This is a genomic window from Mycobacterium sp. (assembly GCF_032159565.1).
Taxonomy (GTDB): domain Bacteria; phylum Actinomycetota; class Actinomycetes; order Mycobacteriales; family Mycobacteriaceae; genus Mycobacterium.
Map to the genome: position 1 here is coordinate 1 of NZ_JAVHWR010000049.1, position 18,566 is coordinate 18,566.

19 protein-coding genes and 3 pseudogenes are annotated in these 18,566 nt (G+C 64.0%); 17 read left to right on the plus strand and 5 right to left on the minus strand.

Annotated elements, in window-relative coordinates; genetic code table 11:
* Together QOC76_RS06345 and QOC76_RS06350 are read left to right on the plus strand one after the other, a co-directional pair.
* Window positions 1-608, plus strand: a 608-nt coding sequence (locus QOC76_RS06345) for an amidohydrolase family protein (protein ID WP_526355330.1), incomplete at its 5' end; no start/stop codon positions are given.
* Between the two features lie 32 nt (window positions 609-640).
* Window positions 641-1,588, plus strand: a complete 948-nt coding sequence (locus QOC76_RS06350) for an amidohydrolase family protein (protein ID WP_526355332.1) — start codon at window positions 641-643, stop codon at window positions 1,586-1,588.
* Window positions 1,589-1,612: 24 nt separating this feature from the next.
* Here the strand turns inward: QOC76_RS06350 and QOC76_RS06355 are convergent, their stop codons facing one another.
* Window positions 1,613-3,199 (minus strand): gamma-glutamyltransferase family protein, encoded by a 1,587-nt coding sequence (locus tag QOC76_RS06355; RefSeq protein ID WP_526355334.1) that lies wholly within the window; start codon window positions 3,197-3,199, stop codon window positions 1,613-1,615.
* Window positions 3,196-3,855 carry a TetR/AcrR family transcriptional regulator gene (locus tag QOC76_RS06360; RefSeq protein WP_526355336.1) on the minus strand — a complete coding sequence of 220 codons (660 nt, stop codon included), beginning with the start codon at window positions 3,853-3,855 and terminating at the stop codon, window positions 3,196-3,198. The genes QOC76_RS06355 and QOC76_RS06360 overlap by 4 nt, the downstream gene beginning before the upstream one ends.
* A 59-nt stretch (window positions 3,856-3,914) precedes the next feature.
* Here QOC76_RS06360 and QOC76_RS06365 point away from each other — a divergent pair, with 59 nt between their 5' ends.
* The 8 genes and pseudogenes from QOC76_RS06365 (at window position 3,915) to QOC76_RS06400 (ending at window position 11,683) form a co-directional block, all read left to right on the plus strand.
* The gene (locus QOC76_RS06365) at window positions 3,915-4,520 is read left to right on the plus strand and encodes a pyridoxamine 5'-phosphate oxidase family protein (protein WP_526355338.1); all 606 of its coding nucleotides are present in this window, start codon (window positions 3,915-3,917) and stop codon (window positions 4,518-4,520) included.
* On the plus strand, window positions 4,517-5,194 hold the full coding sequence (locus QOC76_RS06370; RefSeq protein WP_526355340.1) for a class I SAM-dependent methyltransferase: 678 nt from the start codon (window positions 4,517-4,519) through the stop codon (window positions 5,192-5,194). The genes QOC76_RS06365 and QOC76_RS06370 overlap by 4 nt, the downstream gene beginning before the upstream one ends.
* Window positions 5,194-5,364 (plus strand): annotated as a pseudogene (locus tag QOC76_RS06375) (VOC family protein); the annotation flags it as partial. The gene QOC76_RS06370 and the pseudogene QOC76_RS06375, both read left to right, overlap by 1 nt.
* 136 nt (window positions 5,365-5,500) lie before the next feature.
* Window positions 5,501-6,439, plus strand: a complete 939-nt coding sequence (locus QOC76_RS06380) for a fumarylacetoacetate hydrolase family protein (protein ID WP_526355342.1) — start codon at window positions 5,501-5,503, stop codon at window positions 6,437-6,439.
* Between the two features lie 15 nt (window positions 6,440-6,454).
* The gene (locus QOC76_RS06385; RefSeq protein WP_526355344.1) at window positions 6,455-7,426 is read left to right on the plus strand and encodes an enoyl-CoA hydratase/isomerase family protein; all 972 of its coding nucleotides are present in this window, start codon (window positions 6,455-6,457) and stop codon (window positions 7,424-7,426) included.
* Window positions 7,423-8,691, plus strand: coding sequence for an oxygenase MpaB family protein (locus QOC76_RS06390; protein WP_526355346.1), 1,269 nt, complete (start codon window positions 7,423-7,425; stop codon window positions 8,689-8,691). The genes QOC76_RS06385 and QOC76_RS06390 overlap by 4 nt, the downstream gene beginning before the upstream one ends.
* A gap of 56 nt (window positions 8,692-8,747) precedes the next feature.
* Window positions 8,748-9,029 carry a Dabb family protein gene (locus QOC76_RS06395; RefSeq protein WP_526355464.1) on the plus strand — a complete coding sequence of 94 codons (282 nt, stop codon included), beginning with the start codon at window positions 8,748-8,750 and terminating at the stop codon, window positions 9,027-9,029.
* A 791-nt stretch (window positions 9,030-9,820) separates the two neighbouring features.
* Window positions 9,821-11,683 carry a fatty acyl-AMP ligase gene (locus QOC76_RS06400; protein WP_526355348.1) on the plus strand — a complete coding sequence of 621 codons (1,863 nt, stop codon included), beginning with the start codon at window positions 9,821-9,823 and terminating at the stop codon, window positions 11,681-11,683.
* 18 nt (window positions 11,684-11,701) lie between these two features.
* Here the strand turns inward: QOC76_RS06400 and QOC76_RS06405 are convergent, their stop codons facing one another.
* Window positions 11,702-12,085, minus strand: coding sequence for a hypothetical protein (locus QOC76_RS06405; RefSeq protein WP_526355350.1), 384 nt, complete (start codon window positions 12,083-12,085; stop codon window positions 11,702-11,704).
* A gap of 178 nt (window positions 12,086-12,263) precedes the next feature.
* Here QOC76_RS06405 and QOC76_RS06410 point away from each other — a divergent pair.
* The 5 genes and pseudogenes from QOC76_RS06410 to QOC76_RS06430 form a co-directional block, all read left to right on the plus strand.
* Window positions 12,264-12,641, plus strand: a pseudogene (locus tag QOC76_RS06410) (NAD(P)-binding domain-containing protein); the annotation flags it as partial.
* Window positions 12,636-13,058 (plus strand): NAD-binding protein, encoded by a 423-nt coding sequence (locus QOC76_RS06415; protein WP_526355466.1) that lies wholly within the window; start codon window positions 12,636-12,638, stop codon window positions 13,056-13,058. The pseudogene QOC76_RS06410 and the gene QOC76_RS06415, both read left to right, overlap by 6 nt.
* A 371-nt stretch (window positions 13,059-13,429) precedes the next feature.
* Window positions 13,430-14,095 (plus strand): annotated as a pseudogene (locus QOC76_RS06420) (Crp/Fnr family transcriptional regulator); the annotation flags it as partial.
* A gap of 251 nt (window positions 14,096-14,346) precedes the next feature.
* Window positions 14,347-15,474 (plus strand): S1C family serine protease, encoded by a 1,128-nt coding sequence (locus QOC76_RS06425; protein ID WP_526355352.1) that lies wholly within the window; start codon window positions 14,347-14,349, stop codon window positions 15,472-15,474.
* Between the two features lie 95 nt (window positions 15,475-15,569).
* The gene (locus tag QOC76_RS06430; protein WP_526355354.1) at window positions 15,570-15,719 is read left to right on the plus strand and encodes a hypothetical protein; all 150 of its coding nucleotides are present in this window, start codon (window positions 15,570-15,572) and stop codon (window positions 15,717-15,719) included.
* 157 nt (window positions 15,720-15,876) lie between these two features.
* Here the strand turns inward: QOC76_RS06430 and QOC76_RS06435 are convergent, their stop codons facing one another.
* The gene (locus QOC76_RS06435) at window positions 15,877-16,077 is read right to left on the minus strand and encodes a hypothetical protein (RefSeq protein WP_526355356.1); all 201 of its coding nucleotides are present in this window, start codon (window positions 16,075-16,077) and stop codon (window positions 15,877-15,879) included.
* A 143-nt stretch (window positions 16,078-16,220) separates the two neighbouring features.
* A complete protein-coding gene (locus QOC76_RS06440) occupies window positions 16,221-17,069 on the minus strand; it encodes an aldo/keto reductase (RefSeq protein WP_526355358.1) in 849 nt (282 codons plus the stop codon).
* A gap of 571 nt (window positions 17,070-17,640) precedes the next feature.
* Between QOC76_RS06440 and QOC76_RS06445 the strand changes: the two genes are divergently transcribed.
* On the plus strand, window positions 17,641-17,967 hold the full coding sequence (locus tag QOC76_RS06445; RefSeq protein ID WP_526355360.1) for a hypothetical protein: 327 nt from the start codon (window positions 17,641-17,643) through the stop codon (window positions 17,965-17,967).
* Window positions 17,968-18,063: 96 nt separating this feature from the next.
* The gene (locus QOC76_RS06450) at window positions 18,064-18,555 is read left to right on the plus strand and encodes a Dps family protein (protein WP_526355362.1); all 492 of its coding nucleotides are present in this window, start codon (window positions 18,064-18,066) and stop codon (window positions 18,553-18,555) included.
* Window positions 18,556-18,566: the final 11 nt, after the last annotated feature.

The window sequence follows — 18,566 nt, forward strand, 5'->3', positions numbered from 1 at the left end:
TCACCCTGACCAACGTCTACGGCACCGGCGAGGAGGCCCGATCGCTCGGAGACGAGATCTTCGAGCCACTCTGGGCCGAACTCGACCGGCGCAGGACGCTTGTCTTTCTGCACGGCGAGCAGACACCGGGTCGCAACCGGACGCCGAATCGGTTCCTGCCCACGCCCGTAAGCGAGGTGCCGAACGAAACCTACAAGGCTGCAGCGGATCTCGTCACCAGCGGCCGGAAACGGCAGTATCCGAACGTGCGGATCATCCTTTCGCACTCCGGCGGAAGTACGCCATTCCTCGCCGCGCGGGTCGCGGTGCTCTCCCATTACCTCGGCTGTGAGCTCAGTCCCGAGGAGATCATCGCCGACTTCCGCACCTTCTACTTCGAGACAGCGTTGTCGGGCTTCGAGACGAATCTCGTCGCGCTGGAGAACTTCGTCCCTACAGACCGGATCCTGTTCGGCACCGACTTCCCCGCGGTCAGTCCACAAATGGCCGGCTGGTACACGACCAACGTCGACAACTACTTCGCAGACCGGCCCGACATGCTCGCGCAGGTAATGCACGGCAATGCGCAGACACTCCTGCCCCGACTGGCTGCGAACGCCGCGGCCTGAGTCGCCGCAGCGCCGACGACGAAAGGATCGTCATGACACTGATCGCCCTTGAAGAGCACGTGCTTCCAGCCGAACTCATCAACGAGGTGTGGCCCGACTCGATGGGATCCGAGTCGCTTACCGCGAAACTGGCGGACATCGGCGAGCAGCGGCTGCCCGCTATGGACGAAGCGGGCATCGAAATGCAGGTGCTGTCGGTCGTGGCGCCAGGATCCCAACAGGTCCCTGCCGAGCCCGCAGTCCACCTCAGTAGAGCGCTCAATGACCGCTGCGCCGAAATCGTTGCGGCGCATCCCATCCGGTTCAGCGCATTGGCCACCCTGCCCACCCAAGACTCGGACGCCGCGATCGTCGAAGCCAAGAGGGCGATCACCGAGCTGGGATTCTGCGGGGTGGTCATCAACGGGCACACCCACGGACGCTTCCTGGACGCACCCGAGTTCGATGAATTACTCACGGCCATCGAGGAGCTCGACGTGCCGATCTATCTGCACCCCACCTATCCCCCGCCGGAGGTCGCCGGCGTCTACTTCGGTGACCTTCCGGAATCAACCGGCAGGGCCTTGGCCACCGCGGCCTGGGGCTGGCATGCCGAAACGGGTCTGCACATATTGCGACTCGCAGCAACCGGCGTCTTCAGCCGACATCCCAAGTTGCAGATCGTTGTCGGACACATGGGCGAGAACCTGCCGTTCTCCCTAATGCGCGCAGACTCCATTCTCACCCGCGCCAACCCCGACAGCCCGTCAGTGGCGCAGGCCATCCGCGAACACGTACACATCACCATCTGCGGCTACACCACGACACCGCCACTGCTGTGCGCGTTGCAGGTGTTCGGCGCCGACCGCATCATGTTCTCCAGCGACTACCCCTTCGGCGACCCGGTTCAGCACGCAAAGTTCCTAGCCGACGCCCCGATCAGTCCGGCCGACCGGGACAAAATCTCATACCGCAATGCCCAACACCTCTTCCGGCTCTGAACACGGCCCGGGCCGGGATCAGAGCTAGAAACCGGCGGCCTGCCCGTCGCGCCGCGGGTCGCTTGCTGCGAGATACCCGTCCGGCAACCGCCAGATCGCCTGGCAGCTGCCGAACTGGTTGTAGTCGTCGACCGCGACGACATCGTGGCCGCGGCGGCGTAGCTCGTCGACCGTCGCCGGCGGGAAGCCGTCTTCGAGGCTCACCTGCATGCCTTGTAGCCAACGGAACCTCGGCCCGTCACACGCCGCCTGCGGGTTCTGACCGTGATCGGCGATGCGGACCATCAGCTGCATGTGCCCTTGTGGCTGCATGGTGCCGCCCATCACGCCGAAGCTCATCACCGGTGCGCCGTTTCTGGTAAGGAAGGCGGGAACGATGGTGTGGTACGGGCGCTTTCGCGGCCCAACGAGGTTCGGGTGCCCCGGGGTCGCGCTGAACTCGGTGCCGCGGTTCTGCAACGAGATCCCAGTGCCCGGCACCACTACGCCCGACCCGAAGCCGTCGTAGTTGGACTGGATCATCGACACCATCATGCCGTCGGCGTCGGCCGCGGTCAGATACACCGTGCCGCCCTTCGGCGGCCTGCCTGCCGAAACCGGTTTGGCCCGCGCCGGGTCTAACAACGTCGACCGCTGCCTGAGGTAGTCGGCGTCCAGCAGCTGATTCGGCCGCACCGGCATGTGATCGATATCGGCCACATAGGCCAGCGCGTCGGCGAAGGCAAGCTTGATCGCCTCGATCTGCAGGTGCACGCTGTCTGCCGAATCCACTGGGAGCGAGGCCATGTCGACGTGCTGCAGAATGCCAAGAGCGATCAACGCGACGATCCCCTGACCGTTCGGCGGGATCTCGTGCAACGTATAGCCGCGGTAATCGATGCTGATCGGATCGACCCAGTCCGCGTGGTGAGCGGCCAAGTCGGAGGCCATCATCGCGCCGCCGTTCGACGTCGAATGTGCCTGCATCGCCGCCGCCAGATCACCCCGATAGAACGCCTCCCCGCCCGTCACCGCGATCGCCTCCAACGTCGCCGCGTGCTCGGGAAGCCGGAACCGCACGCCCGGGGCCGGCGCGCGCCCGCCAGGCAGAAACGCTTCGGCGAATCCCGGCAGTGACCGTAGCTCTCCCACCTGTCCGGCCCACTGCGCGGCCACCGTCGGCGAGACGAGGAACCCCTTGCGTCCGTAGCCGATCGCCGGCTCGAAGACCCGCGCGAACGGTAGCTTGCCGAAACGGGCGTGCAGTTCGGTCCACGCCGACACCGCGCCGGGCACGGTGACCGAGTTCCAGCCCCGCACCGGCACCGGTCCGCCGCGGAAGTACTCCGGCGTCCACGCCGCAGGCGACCGCCCTGAGGCATTCAGCCCGTGCAGCCCCTCGCCGTCCCACACGATGGCGAAGGCATCCGAGCCGATGCCGTTGGACACCGGCTCGACCAGGGTCACGGTGATCGCTGCGGCCAGCGCCGCGTCGGCCGCGCTGCCGCCGTCGGCGAGCATCGCCAGGCCGGCCTGCGCGGCCAGCGGCTGGGACGTGCAGACAACGTTGCGCGCCAGCACGGGCTTGCGCGGCCATGCGTAGGGCAGCTCCCACGAGAACGGGACAGTCACCGGCGCAATCCGGGCAGGAGGATAGCCACCAGTCCCTCGGCGTGCGCGTCGATCCACGTCGAGTCGTCGGGATCGCGCCCGGTGAGCAGGCGGACCTCCGCGGCGTTGACGTACGGCAGCGATGCCCCACCGACAAGAACGTAGTAGAGGATCTCGCTGTCGATGGGCGCGGCAATACCGGCGTCACGAAGCGCCTGCCAGGCCGGCCGGATGCCGTTGAAGAACGGCTTCACGTGGGTCTCTGTCAGCCATGTCAAGCGGTCGCTCGGTGCGGTGCCCTCGTGCACCATGATCTGGTTGAGCTCGGGGTGCGCTGCGACGAATCGCACCAATCGGCGTATCCCGTCGGCATATGCCGCGGCAAGTGCCGGAACGCCGATCTCGGTCGGCTTCGCGGGAAAGACGCCTCGGAATGTCTCCCGCAAGAGCCCGAAGAGGTGGTCCACCGCGGCTGTCCATAGCGCCGCCTTCGACTCGAAGTGGTAGTTGATCTGCGGCTGGTGCGCCTCAACGCGCGATGCGATCGCACGCGTCGACGCGCCGTCGAATCCCTTGGCCCCGAATTCGACCAGGGCCGACTCCAGCAGCGCCTCCCGGATATCGGTCCTGGACCGACGGAGGCGCACCGTGTTCGGCGGTTGGGTCTTGCGTTGCATCTCAAAGAGTGTACCGTTATTATCACTCGATAATAACGCTCAAAGAAATGGAGTGGTCGATGAGCGCCACCCGTGAGGCCACGAAGCACGACGCAGATCGCGCATCGACGCGTCTCCTCCCGCTCTCCACGAGCCCGTTCCAGGCGCCGACGGATCGCGACATGTTGCCCTCCGAGCGGCGCGAATTCGTTCGGACCCACCGAACCTGCGTATTCGGCTACGGCCGCCGGTCCGATGGGCCTGCGATGTCGATCGTGTATTACATCCCAGCAGCCAATGACGACCTGTTCGTGGCGACGATGGCGGACCGGGCCAAGGCAAAAGCCGTAGCCCGCAACGGCAAGATCAGCCTCTGCGTGCTCGACGAGACCTGGCCGTTCGCCTACCTGCAGGTCTATTGCGACGCTGAGATCGTCGACGACAACGAGGCGTTGATAGACGTGATGATGGCGGTAGGTGAACGCATGTCGGGGCAGCCCTTGGCGCCAGAGCTGCGCCCCGCGGTCAAAGCCGCCGCAGAGGAGGAAGGCCGGGTGCTGGTGCGCTGCAGGCCCTACGCGACGTTCGTCACGCCGCCGCGACACTTGCACAGCAACGACCAGCAGGAGCTGACCCACTGGGTCTCCGCGTCGATGCCGTGGGACGCCGCGGACACCCCACGATGACCGATGTAACCGAGAGGTGGCGCTCTGAGCGCGTCACAGCGGCCATGTACAACACCGGCGTCAAACATGACAGTGTCGCAATGGTCGGCGCCTGGGCGATGTGGGGCGCCGACATGCGACGCATGTTCGCCGACGTGGCGCGACTTGCAGACGCCCCGGCCGGGACCTCGGTACTCGACATACCCTGCGGCGGCGGCTTCGCCTTTCGCGGCCTGCGTCCCGGCCAGTCGGTGCGTTATGTCGCGGCCGACATATCTCCATACATGCTCCAACGTGCGCGCCAAGAGGCACATCGACGAGCAGTGCAGGACGCGATCGAGTTCGTCGAAGCCGACGTGACCGCACTTCAATTCGCCGACAACAGCTTCGATCTCTGCGTGACCTATAACGGGCTCCACTGTCTGCCGGACCCGCGTGCGGCGCTGGGAGAGCTCACTCGCGTGCTCAAGCCCGGAGGGACGCTGCGGGGGACGTCATGTGTTGCGGGTCGAGGCCCGCGCAAGGATGCTCTGATCGCGATGTTGCGGCGCGCCGGGGTGTTTGGAAACGCTCCACGCGCAGGCGATATCGAGGCGTGGTTGAGGGAATTCGGCCTCGATGTCCTGACACTGGAGCGCAGCGGAGCGGTCGAGTTTTTCGAGGCGCGATTGCCGTTTAGGGAGCAGGCGCAGTGATACGCGACCAGTCTGTCGGCGCCCACAACGATCTGCACAGTGATCGGGGCGCTCGCAAGGACGAGCATCCGGGGCGCTCACGTGGGCCGATCATCAAGGTGCACGACATCGCGTGGTTGGAGTTCGAGAAGCCGGATCTGGCACGGGCTGAGGCGTTTTCCCAAGCGTTCGCGCCCGGCCGCGAATCCCTGCGCGAACTTCGCAAGGTGATCAGCGCGTTGCGCACCGACAACGATTTCGATCTCACGAGCCTCCGCGGCTTGCTCGCCGTGGCCAACTCCTAATACCACGATTTAAGGACCCAAGATGCCCGTCTCGATCCTGCGCACCGTCGACGCCTGGTGGGTGCAGACTCCAACCGGCGCCGCTCGAATCACCACCGCGGCCGCCACCACCCGCCAGCTGCTGGACGATCGCGCCGCCATCGACGCCGCCGACCGTCGCACAGACACCGTGCCGCTGGACAGCCTGCAACTGCTGTCCCCGATCACCGCCCCCTGCCGGGTGGTGGCACAAATGACCAACTACGCCTCCCATGTCAAAGACGCCGGGCGGGACCCAGCCAACACTCCACTCGCCTTCTTCCGCAAGGCATCCGGCTCCATCAGTGGCCCACTGGACGATGTCGTCAAACCCCAACACGTGCGGCTGCTCGACTACGAGGTGGAGATCGGTCTGGTCATCGGCCGCGATATGCCTGTCGGCACCACGATCACCGAAGCCAACCTCTCGGACTACATCGCCGGCCTGGTAGTGGCCAACGACGTATCCGCGCGCGATGTGCAGTTGACGAAAACGCAGTTCTACGAAGCGAAGTCGTATCCGACGTTCACTCCGGTCGGCCCCGCACTGGTGCTGCTGAGCGCCGACGAGCTCAAGCGCTTCGGTGACTTGCGGCTGCGGCTCCAGGTGAACGGTGATATCCGACAAGACATGCTCGTCGACGGCGACATCATCTACCCACCCGTGCAGGCACTGCAGGCACTGTCGCGATTTCAGCGTCTCGACGCCGGCGATCTGGTATTAACCGGTACCCCGGTCGGCACGGCAATCAGCGCACCGCCCAGACCAATCGAGATCATTGGATCGCTGCTTCCGGACCAGCTGAAGTGGAAGGCCTTCTTCTCCAGGCAAGCCAAGAATCCGGAATATCTACGCCCCGGCGACCTCATCGAGGCCGCCGTGGCGACCGACGACGGAGCAATCGACCTCGGTGTGCAACGCACCGCCGTGAAGTACAGCTGAGCGGGGACGGCTGATATGGCGACCCGCGCACGCGACCTTGGTCTGGACACCCTGACGGTCGAGCAGGATGATCGAGTACTCACTGTCCGGTTCTGCGATCCACCGTATAACTACATGACGGCGCGGATGCAGAAGGACCTTGACACTCTCACCGCAGCCGTCGACTTCGACGTCAGTGTCGGTGCGGTCGTTCTCACCGGAGGCGTACCGAACCGCTACATCACCCATTTCGACATCGCCGAGATTCTCGCCGCCGCCCAGCATGTCAGACCACCGTTATCCGGTCAGGCATTGTTGAACCTCCTGCGGAACATCGACGTCGATGCCGAACCGGGCGGCGAACGGGCCCTGGAACGAACTCCCCTCAGCCAGTTTTTGAGTGTCCCGCGGTTCAATCAGGTTGTGCTGCGCATCTTGCGCTCGCCTGCGGTTTACATCGCTGCGATCGGAGGACCTTGCGGCGGTGGAGGATTGGAGATGTCGGTCTGCTTCGACGTCCGCTTGGCGGCAGCTGACGAATCCGTTGGCTTCATACTTCCCGAGCTCCTCATCGGATTGACCACCACATTCGGGGGTCAGCGACTGGCTCAGCTGATCGGGCCTGCCAGGGCGCTGGAGATGATGCTGGAGGGCCGGATGTACTCCGCCCAGGAGGCACATCAGATGGGCCTGGTGAATCGACTGGTTGCCCCGGATGATCTCATCGACGAAGCCAAAGCGCTCGGCGCGCGATACGCCCGCCGAAACCGGAATACCATCGCGGCACAGAAGAAAGTCTTCAACGAAAACGTTGTCTTGAACCCGGCCGAAAGCCTTCACCACGAAAGCGCATCCAACGTATCCACCATCCTGTCCGGTCCCGCTCCACAGGCCTTGCAGAAATGGCTTGACATGCAGCGAAATGGTGAGTCCGTGTTCCTGACAGATCTGGCGCCATGGATTCAGGGCGAAACGGTCCAGCTCAACGTCGAAGAGGTCCACCCATGACTCTTGACGAAGTGTCGCGCACTCAGATCAATCAGATCCCGACGGACTTCGAGGCGTTTCTGAACGCGCGCAGTGGACGTTCGGGTCGGCGTAAACGTCGCGGTATCAAGCTCTTCAACAGAGCTCGCACACTGCCGTCGCACGACCACATCCACGACTTCGCACACGGCTATTACGACGCGGACCCGGTTGCTGAAGCCTTCGTACAAGACGCCTACATCGACGGAAACTCATCCCACGGCAGGGCCATGCTGGATCAGGCTCTCGCGCACGGAATCGACTCCGTGCCCGACGCGCCTGCGTCGATGGTGCGACTGTTCTCCGAATTCGAAAAGGATCCCCCTTGGGTCGATCACGATCTGGTCGAGCGCGGCGCGTTCCTCTTCCGGCGGTGTGGCCCGGCGGTGTTCAGCTTTCTAGGAGTCGGCACGTTGCTCGCATACACCGAAAACCCGATCGTGCAGCCGCTCAGCATGACCGGCAAATACGCCGGCGACGCCGCTCTGAACCGCTTCATGGAGACCGCGCGCTTCTGGATCGACGTGTCCGACCCGGGCGGCACCAGACCCGGAGCGTCCGGTCGCGCCACCGCCATGCGGGTTCGCATCATGCACGTCTTTCTCCGGCATCGCATCATCCGCCACCCGCAGTGGAACCTGGCCGCCTGGGGCAAACCGATTAATCAGGCAGAAGCCACCATCACGCTCCTGTCGGGCGGGTTCGGCGCGGGACTGGGCATGCACAAACTCGGCTACCGATCGACCACCGCAGACACCGAGGCGATGATGCACTTCTGGCGATACGTCGGGCACCTGATGGGCGTCCAACCCCGTTGGTACCCAGCGGATCTGCGCGAAGCCAGCCAATTGATGACGCTCTATTTCGCGAAGCGGGCATTCGGGGCAGGCGAGGACGGCCGCGAACTCATCGAATCATATCCGCGCGCCTTCACACCGAAACAGGGCACGGGTCCTCGCAAGGCAATTCGCGACCAGTTCAACTATCGAATCCAGCTCGGCTACACCCGTTACTTCCTGCCGGGCCGCTTCTACCGGTCCTACGACATGCCCAACCCATGGCCATGGGCGCTCCTGCCGCTCCTTCAGATTCCGATCAACCTCACGATCGACCTGCTGGCACACGCCAGTCCTCGCATCGCACACTTCCAGGATCGGTTCGCCCGATGGCGACGAAATACCTGGTTTCGCAATGAGATGGGCGACCGCGACGCCCATTTCAAGGCCGCCGAGACATTCCGCCGCTGACGTCGCCCATGGACGTTGAATAGGAGGGAGAGCTAAGCAGGATCTCGTTCATCCACATAGTCACCTTCAAGTGGAAATTCCCCGATCAGTCCGCGAAAGCCGCTGCCGCCGCCGACGCGCTTCGCGCCTTCGTCGCCGACCTTGACGGTGTCGAAAGCTACCTCTGTGGCAGCGATATCGGCCTCACCCCATCGAGTCATGACTTCGCGGTCGTCGGAATCTTTACCACTCAGGCAAACTTTGAGAACTACCGCGATCATCCTCAACATCAACGGATAATCAGCGAACAGATCGCACCCATCCTCGGTGACAGAACTGTGGTCCAACTCAGGAGTTGACCCACGCACCAACACCGACGTGCGCGTTGGAACGAGATCATCGCGAGCAGTGACGTTTGACTCCCGATCGGACTGGATGACTGCAGGTGTCTGCTGTGTGATCGACATGTTCGGTCCGGATGGCGGCTGGCTGCTATGCGGCAATGAGGACTGCTCGGGGGTACAGATGGGCGTTAGCGCCGATGACAGCAGACCACCCCAGAGGTGATCGTGGGAATCATGCACATGGTCCTCAACGCCGGAAGCAAGGAGATGAACATGCGTAATCCGCTGGGCCGGTTGTTCTTCTTGATCGCTGAATACCTCGACCGTAGCTTGATCACAGTTCCGGATATCGACTTGCCGTTGCCTGCCACGGCCGGGTCGGCGACGGCGCTGAGCACAGCGCGCGTAGGATTCCCGACAACTCTGGGCGCTGATTGGCGCCGACGCCTAGAATGTTGGCGCACTCATCCGAATTCCCGAGTACCACAGTTCATTTAAACATTGTGTAGCGCACAGCAAGGTCATTGGCACGCGTCTGCGGATCGATGAAAGTCGCCTGTGACAGGACCTCGCATAGGCCTCACGGTAGGGCGTCCGGTCGGCGGCACAAGGCTCTCTGCCGCCGCGCGATTCCTACAGCTAGCAGGTATCGCGGCCTAACTGGTAGTGGGAACGCGGTAGGGACGCCAGCCATAAAGATTTCTGATGACAAGACAGCAATCCTGAAAGCTATGGTCAGCCACGGCGACGCAGCACATTCGGCTCCCCGCCCCGGCTCTGGCGTCGGTGGGTTTGAGAAGGGGTCTATGACCCGTCGGGAGACCAACCCCCGGATCGATGACTACGTGGATTCGGCAGGCAACGGCGAATTGCCTGACGGAACGACGTTGATGTCGAATCTGTCGCAACACATTGCCGCATACGGTGAAACACCGGCATTCCGGTATCTGGATTACGCGCGTGCTGATGACGGGGTGGCGGTCGAACTGACCTGGAGGCAGTTTGGAGCCAGGTTGCGAGCGGTGGGCGCCCGGCTGCAACAAGTGACTTCGCCGGGTGAGCGGGTGGCGATTCTGGCGCCGCAGGGCGTCGACTACGTTGTGGGGTTTTTCGCGGCGGTTCACGCCGGCGCGATCGCGGTGCCACTGTTCGCACCGGAGTTACCCGGGCATGGCGAGCGGCTTGACGCGATCCTGGTAGATGCCCGTCCCGCGGTGGTGCTCACTACCGTCCGCGCTGCTGAATCGGTCGGGGCATACCTGCGGAAACTTCCGCGGTGGCGACGACCGCGGGTCATTGCCGTGGATGCGGTGCCGGACTCGGTGGGCGCGATGTTCATCCCCGCGGCGCTGGGCACCGACGAGATCGCCTATCTGCAGTACACATCCGGTTCCACCCGCACGCCGGCCGGTGTGGAGATCACTCACCGCGCGGTGTGTACCAATGTGCTGCAGATGGTCGTCGCCGGCGGCCTGGACATGAATATCCGCAGCGTCAGCTGGCTGCCGTTGTACCACGACATGGGGTTGATGATGATCATGTTTCCGCTGTTGTGTGGTGGTCATATCACCCTGATGTCGCCGCTGGCGTTCGTGCGTCGACCGCACCGTTGGATCAAGGCGCTGGCGACCGAGTCGGCGCACGGACGTACCTTCGCGGCGGCGCCGAACTTCGCCTTCGAGTTAGCCGCTCAACGCGGCTTGCCGGCCAACGGCGAGAGCCTCGATCTCAGTAACGTGGTCGGTTTGCTCAACGGATCAGAACCGGTCACGATGACCGCGATCGAGCGGTTCACCGACGCGTTCGCTCCGTACAGGCTGCCGCCGACGGCGATCAAACCGTCCTACGGATTGGCCGAAGCAACCCTGTCTGTGGCCAGCATTGCGCCCGACGCCCAGCCGAGCGTGATCTACCTGGACCGCGGGCAGCTCAGCGCCCATCGGGCCGTGCCGGTGCCGCCCGACGCAACCGGCGCGGTGGCCCACGTCTCGTGCGGGCAAGTGATACACCGCCAATGGGCGGTCATCGCCCATCCTGACAGTGGCGCTGAACTCCCCGACGGTGAGATCGGCGAGATCTGGTTGCAGGGCGATAACATCGGCCGGGGTTACTGGGGGCGGGAACACGAAACCGAACTGGTGTTCCGCAACAAGCTGCAATCACAGCTCGAACACGGCAGCCACGCCGAAGGCTCAGCCGCGAGCGGTTTCTGGTTGCGGACTGGAGATCTCGGCGTTTATCTCAGCGGTGAGTTGTACATCACCGGCCGGATCAAAGACCTCGTCATCATCGACGGACGCAATCACTACCCGCAGGACATCGAGGCCACAGTCTCGGAATCGTCCACGGCGATACGTTCAGGGTTCGTCGTAGCCTTCTCCGTGCCGGCCAACGAACTACCCGGTGCCGCCACCGACGACACCAGCGAGCGGCTGGTGATCATCGCCGAACGGGCCGTCGGCGCGGGCCGCGCCGAGCACGCGCCGGTAGCCCAGGCGATCCGGGCCGCGATCTCACGGAACCACAGCCTTGCAGTGGCGGACGTGCAACTGCTCGCCGCCGGCGCCATCCCGCGCACCACCAGCGGCAAGCTGGGCCGCCGCGCTTGCCGGGCCAAGTACCTCCGAAATGTCGCGAGGCACCCGACCGGGTGCGTAGACACGGCCTGACTCCTACCGCAGGAAGAGTCAAATGACCACAGGCACATCGATGTTCAGTATCCATGGTCCGACTCGGATTGGAGTGTAGCCATGTCGGTAGTGCAGCTGGTTGATATCGGTGAGACCGAGCAGGAGGTATTCACCCGATGGGACATCACCGGCCATCAGGTGAACCGCCACCTTCTCAGCAAGGCGCTCACGGGGACGGATGACGTGGTCCTTGACCACTTGACGTTCCCGCCCGGATTCATCCACCGCATGCACCGGCACCCGCACGCTGACATGGTGCTCATCCCGGTGAGCGGTGTTGTGCAGTTCCTCGGCGCGCCGGGGTCCCCCGGTCGAGGTGTAGCCCGGACATGTCCTTGTCATCCCGCGCGGGAACTGGCACGAGATCAGGAACGTGGGCACGGTGGACAGCCAAGTGCTTCACTTCTTCGCCGGGGTCGGTTCGGTTGACGACATGGGCTATGAGGCCCATCCGGGGCAGGGCGACGCGATCGGATCGGTTGGTAGGCAAGGGAGCAGCGCATGCGGATAGCGATCACGGACTCGGCAGGATGGAACGCGCGCTCGCCGAGCGGTTGCTCGACGAAGGTACGAGGTGAGCGTGTGGAACCGGACCCCGGGCCGGGCTGGTGCGCTCCGGGAACGAGGAGCTGGGGTGATGGGGTCTCCCGATGACGGGGGCGACGAGCGAGATGCCGTCTTCCTCTGCCTGGCCGACGACCGCAGCACCCTTGACGTAGCGGCTCCGAAAGGTGAGGCGCGCGCGAGGTGGGCACAGACCCTGGCGGTCAACACGGGAACGGTGGCTCTCGATGTCATCACCGCTCTTGCAGAGGCTTACGGTGACAGGTTTGTCAACGCGCAGATCCTTGGCGCGCCGCAGGCCCTCCGCTCGGGTGCCGCCTCATTCGTTGTCGGCGGCCCGGCGTCAGCACGTGCGGCACTGGTACCGGTGTGGAAGGGGTTCGCAGGTGCGCTCGATATCGGCGACCGTCCGGAGACCGCAGCGATCATCAAGCTCTTGAACAACCAGATGCTGCTGGTGCAAGCGGCGGTGATCGCCGAGACCATCCGAGCCGGCCGCGCTGCGGGTATCGACGACGCCACGTTGGCATCCACTTTCCGCGAATCGCTGATGATGCCCGTTGGTTTACGCGACCGCATCGACGTCTACTTCGACCCCGACCACGCCGGTTGGTTCACCAGCGCCCAGGCCGCCAAGTATGTCACGCTCTTCTTGGAGCTCGCCAAAGGTGGCGCGCCACTGCCGGTCACGGCGGCCGCGCGCGACGCCTACCGTCAGGTTGCCCGGGATGGATGGGAACGAACGACGTCACCGCCCTCGTCGAGTACGGCCGCCGTTCGCCGTGACTGAGACGGTCGCGGGCACGGCCCGCAACTCGTCGGGTCATATCCGCGTGCGTTCGCACCGAAACACGTTACGTCCCTTCGCAAGTCGATCTGCGACCGCGACGCCCACGTCAAGGCGAAGCTGAGACCTTCCGGCGCTGAGTAGCCCCTACCAGCGGCAAGTAGGCGGCCCAGATACCGGCTGGCATACCGCCTTGATGGGCGCCAGCGGTAGCGACATTCGCTCGCTCGACCGGGATCGTGGCAGGTGCATCGTCCACCCTTGGCACTCGACGAGACGATGCTGATCCGCCCATTGATCGGAGAAGCCAGATGCCCCACGCCCCTGTAGCGATCGATACCGCCTTGATGCCCGCACCGCGCCGGCGGGAAGAGATCGACGAGGTGCTCGCCAGGAGCGGGATATTCGGCAGAGTTGAGGCCGGCGCGCGTTCCGCGCTGACCGAACGGCTTCAGCCCGTTGACTTCCCAGCCGGGCACGCCGTCTACACCGAAGGCGACCCCGGTGACCATATGTACATCATCATTTCCGGGAAGGTCAAGATGGGCCGCCTTTCCCGCGATGGCGGCGAGGATCTGCTCGCAGTCATAGGCCCTTCGGAAATGTTCGGCGAGATGTCGACGTTCGACCCGGGTCCGCGTACCTCCAGAGCAACCACCATCAGCGAAGTCCGCGCCGTGTCGATTGGCCGGGACGCGCTGCGCTCCTTGATGTTTGACAGCCCCGCGATAGCCGAGCAGCTGCTTCGGGTGCTAGGTCGCAGACTACGGCGTACGACCAACCTGGCCGATCTGATCTACACCGACGTTCCCGGCCGAGTGGCCAAGCGACTGCTCCACTTGGCGCATCGGTTCGGCGTCCAGGAGGACGGCGCGTTGCGAGTCACCCATGACTTGACGGACGAGGAGATGGGCCAGCTGGTCGGCGCATCACCGGACACGGTTAACGACGCGTTGGCCGATTTTGCCCTCCGCGGGTGGATTCGGCTTGATGACACCAGCGTGTTGATCTCCGAATCCGAACTACTGGGCCGGCGGGCGAGCGCGGGTGTCGATCGCAGCGATCGGGGTGACTCATTGCAGCTGGCAGGTATCGCTAATTTGCCGCTGGCAGGAGGTGGCGATGGACGCCAGCGCTAGCGACACCAGGCACCGACAAACGCGATTCTAGAAGCATGTTCACGCTTCCTACAGCGAAGGACCGCAGCGACATGACCACTCAGCCGAGGCATTCGCATCGCAAACAAGGTCGAAGAAGCCCAGATCAGCAGCCGCACAAGCGTTCCCGAGGCGTGGCACTCTTCGCCGCTGCGCTGGCGATCGCGGTGGTGTCCGCTGGTATCGGCGGAGCGGCCGCCCTAGACCTGTATCCGCAACCGGCCGCAAGGAGCACCGTGGCGACGGTCCCGGTGGCCGCGTCCGGGCCGGCGAGCCTTCGCACCGATTCGATCGAGCAGGTTGCCGCAAGGGTTGTGCCCAGCATCGCCAAACTGCAGACAGATCTGGGCAGTCACGCTGACGTGGGCTCGGGCATCGTCATGACCGCCGACGGGCTGATCATGACCAATGCTCATGTCGTGTCGGCCGCACAGCAGCCCGCTCCGGCCGCCCCGGGCGGCGTGCACACCATCGTGACGTTCGCCGATGGCCGCACCGCGCCCTTCACCGTCGTCGCCACCGATCCAACGTGCGACATTGCCGTTGTGAGGGCCGACGGAACGTCTGGACTCACCCCGATTACCTTCGGCTCGTCAACCGACCTTCGCGTCGGCCAGCAGGTCGTGGCGGTGGGTTCGCCGCTGGGTTTGGACGGCACCGTCACAGCGGGCATCATCAGCGCTTTGGACCGGCCGGTGTCTACCGCTTCCGGTTCAACGAATCAGGCCACGGCGATCGACGCCATCCAGACCGACGCCCCGCTCAACCCCGGCAACTCGGGCGGGGCCTTGGTGAATGCGAACGGCCAGCTCATCGGAATGAACTCGGCGAACGCGTCGCTTGGCGCCCCATCCACCGAAAGCGGTTCGACCGGCCTTGGTTTCGCGATTCCCGTCGACGAGGCCAAACGCATCGCCGATGAACTCATCCACACCGGCACTGCCTCTCATGGGTTTCTCGGTGCGCGGCTTGCTGACGACGGAAATGCAAACGGCGCCCGGATCGTCGAGGTCTCGAGCGGCGGACCCGCGGCGGCGGCCGGCCTGCCCGCAGGCGCATTGGTTACGAAGGTCGACGATCAACTGATCGACAACGCTGACGCATTGGCCAGCGTAGTGCTGACGAAGGCGCCCGGCACCGCAATCACCGTGGATTATCTCGACCCATCGGGGACTGCCCGTACCGCGCAAGTCTTGCTCGGCACCGATCAGGGACAGCAGTCGTCAGAGCCGCTGTCCGGCGCGGGGAAACCGTCCAGTTAGCGGGTACGTCCATGGGGGCAGCGGGGACGACATGCGGCCGCTCGAGGAACACCGTGGAATCAGGCCAGATTAGGCCCCCGTGACAGGAGCAAATCATGCATACGAAACTGACATACATCGCAGCGCTGTTCGGAGCCACCGCGGCCGCCGTGGCGGTTCTCGCCGCACCCGCCGCCGCAGCCACCGAAAACTCCTGCTCCGCACGTGCATCGGCAACCGTGTGCCAGTCGCCCGACAATGCATAGATCAACGACGCGCCGCCACCCGTTACCTTCGATCCTTACGGCGGGTACGAACTCGCCATCGGCGGCGGCATTCTGCCCGGACGGTAGATCACGCGTGCCCGCTGGGCGCAGTTGATTACTGATCAGGTCGCCGGAGCCGCTGGGCTGACCTCGACGATCAGGTGTTGGTCAACGGTTGTCCGCTCTGCGCGCTGTGGTCGGCGATGGCGCACAGCACATTCAGCTCGGGCATGTAGCCGAATACGCTGCCGCGAGGCGTGTTGTAGGCCAAGGCCCGGTAGCCGTACACCGAGCGGTGCTGCCGTCGCGGGCGAAGCTGGTGACCCGCACTCAAAGCCGCCGTTCTCTCGCGGTTCATCCGCTGGATCGCCCGCGTGGACCCCGGCCGGCCGGCCCGGCTCACCCTCAACGAGCCGATCCCCCGCAATAGGGGGTCTTATGTCGGTCACCGGAATCCCGTTCGTCCGCGTTGCGTGGCTCTCGATCGGCCGACGATCACCGTTACTTGGGTATGTAGTCGAACATGTCGGGGTTGGGGCCGGTTCTACCGGATTCGCCGTGATCGAGGGCTGAGATCGCGTCCATTGCGGAGTTGTGCAGTTCGAAGTCGAACAGTTCGAAATTGGACTTCATCCGAGCCGGCGATACAGATTTCGGGAACACGATGTCGCCCCGTTGTATGTGCCACCGCAGCACGACCTGTGCGGGTGACCGGTCTATGGCGTCTGCGATTCGCTCAACGACCGGGTCACCGAGCACCCTTCCCTGAGCGATCGGCGACCACGCCTCGGTCGCGATGCCATGCTTTCGTCCGTACGCGCGGACCTCATCGTTGGTGAAATACGGGTGGGCCTCGATCTGGTTGACCGCGGGTACGGTGTCGGACTCCGCTGCCAGTCTGTCCAGATGTGCGGGCTGGAAGTTCGACACTCCGATGCTGCGGGCGCGTCCCTCCTTGGCGAACTCCTCGAGGACATTCCAGGTCGAGACGAAGTTACCGCCATATAGCGTCGGCAGCGGCCAGTGGATGAGAAACAGATCCACGTAGTCGGATCCAAGCGCGTTCAGCGTGTTTTCGAACGCACGTCGCGCATCGTCGGGCTTGTGGAAGCCATTGTTGAGCTTGCTCGTGATGAAGACATCGGCGCGGTCCAATCCGGCGTCGCGGACACCCTGGCCGACCCCCTTCTCGTTTCCGTACATCTCTGCTGTGTCAATGTGCCGGTACCCGATCTCGACAGCAGCCTTCACCGCTTCAGCGGTTCTCTCTGGCGCTATCTGAAAGACACCAAAACCCATCTGCGGGATGTGGTTTCCGTTGTTTAGTCCGATTACAGGAACATTGCTCATATCATCTCTCCCAGATTGGATCGGTGCGACGGTGAAACTAGGTCCTGTGCCGTGTTGCCGGCGACAGCCAGAGTCCGCTTGTTGCGGCGGAATCCCAATTGAGCGGTAACGCTTAGCGGCCCCACTGCGGCATCGACGACGAACGACCAGCGCCCCGATGGGTGGGGACTACGCGTGGCTTCGGCTTTGAACGGCGATTCGGCGCAGATCATCGCGCCGGTCTGGTCCTCCCACATCGTTACACCTCTCGTTTCCTCGCGAATGCCTCGGTAGCGCCGAAATCGCTTCCCACCAAGCTTGCATTTCCGGGTGGTCACTGTCGTCCCCGCTGGCACCCACTGAACATTCTGGTCAGCACCCCCTGCATGACCGGCCAGAAGCAAACATTCATCCGACCAGGACGAGGGGATTACGCGCGTCCGAGTCGGTGAGGCGCCTTGGCCCTTGGCGGCCATGGGCTGATTGCAGCTGGGGGGAAACAGGTTTGGGTGGCATCCGTGATGACGCGGACTCGGTACTGCGAAATCCTGGAATGAGCCTGATCAGGGCCCAACCATTGAGGAGCACGACCTTGAGGATCAAACTGAATTACATCGCACCACTGTTGGCGGCGGGAGCTGCCGCGGTGGCGATCGCCGCCGCCCCGATCGCCGCGGCCGCTCCGGCTCCGGCTGCGGCTCCGCACGGGGCCTGCGACGCCGGAGTCTCCGGCAGCATTTGTGATACAGCCGGCGACGCCGGGATCAACGACTCCCCACCCCCGGTTAGCTACGATCCCTACGGAGGCGAGGGCTTTCTGCTCGGCTACGGCGGTGGTTTTCACGGCGGCTTCGGCGGTGGCGGCTTCGGCGGCGGCGGCTTTCACGGCGGCGGGGGCGGGGGCGGACACGGCCGGTAGCGGTCACGGGCCACGCCTGGCAGCCAAAAGAACACCATGAAACGTTGTGCGCCAGCATCATTGGCTTTCCACAACCATGACTAGAACGGAGATGCAATGACTACTTCACGCCGTCTGACCGATGATCAGGTCCGGGAGTTCGACGCCCCGCGCAGCCTTCCGCTGAACCTACAGAAGGTTCTAGTCGATCTCATCGAGCTGCATCTACAGGGTAAACAGGCCCATTGGAATCTCGTCGGCACCAACTTCCGGGATCTGCACCTGCAACTCGACGAAATCGTCGACACCGCACGCGAAGCCAGTGACACCATTGCCGAGCGTATGCGGTCGCTCAACGCGGTGCCCGACGGCAGCTCCGACACCGTCGCCGCGTCCACCACACTGCCCGCCATCTCGCGGGCGGAACTCAGCACCACGGAAACGGTCGATCTCATCACCACCCGGATCTACGCCACCGTCGGCACCATGCGGTTCGTCCACGACGAGGTGGACTCAGAAGACCCGTCCACCGCCGATCTCCTGCACCAGATGATCGACAGCTTTGAGAAGGCCGCCTGGATGTTGAAGTCGGAGAACCGGAAAATCTGACTCTGTCGGGA

What these genes read in the sequence shown, in the direction of transcription:
- QOC76_RS06380 (WP_526355342.1), top strand. Translation starts at nt 5,501, where the DNA reads ATGCCCGTCTCGATCCTGCGCACCGTCGACGCCTGGTGGGTGCAGACT.
- QOC76_RS06385 (WP_526355344.1), top strand. Translation starts at nt 6,455, where the DNA reads ATGGCGACCCGCGCACGCGACCTTGGTCTGGACACCCTGACGGTCGAG.
- QOC76_RS06370 (WP_526355340.1), top strand. Translation starts at nt 4,517, where the DNA reads ATGACCGATGTAACCGAGAGGTGGCGCTCTGAGCGCGTCACAGCGGCC.
- QOC76_RS06430 (WP_526355354.1), top strand. Translation starts at nt 15,570, where the DNA reads ATGCATACGAAACTGACATACATCGCAGCGCTGTTCGGAGCCACCGCG.
- QOC76_RS06360 (WP_526355336.1), bottom strand. Translation starts at nt 3,855, where the DNA reads ATGCAACGCAAGACCCAACCGCCGAACACGGTGCGCCTCCGTCGGTCC.
- QOC76_RS06400 (WP_526355348.1), top strand. Translation starts at nt 9,821, where the DNA reads ATGACCCGTCGGGAGACCAACCCCCGGATCGATGACTACGTGGATTCG.
- QOC76_RS06350 (WP_526355332.1), top strand. Translation starts at nt 641, where the DNA reads ATGACACTGATCGCCCTTGAAGAGCACGTGCTTCCAGCCGAACTCATC.
- QOC76_RS06435 (WP_526355356.1), bottom strand. Translation starts at nt 16,077, where the DNA reads ATGAACCGCGAGAGAACGGCGGCTTTGAGTGCGGGTCACCAGCTTCGC.
- QOC76_RS06440 (WP_526355358.1), bottom strand. Translation starts at nt 17,069, where the DNA reads ATGAGCAATGTTCCTGTAATCGGACTAAACAACGGAAACCACATCCCG.
- QOC76_RS06365 (WP_526355338.1), top strand. Translation starts at nt 3,915, where the DNA reads ATGAGCGCCACCCGTGAGGCCACGAAGCACGACGCAGATCGCGCATCG.
- QOC76_RS06390 (WP_526355346.1), top strand. Translation starts at nt 7,423, where the DNA reads ATGACTCTTGACGAAGTGTCGCGCACTCAGATCAATCAGATCCCGACG.
- QOC76_RS06450 (WP_526355362.1), top strand. Translation starts at nt 18,064, where the DNA reads ATGACTACTTCACGCCGTCTGACCGATGATCAGGTCCGGGAGTTCGAC.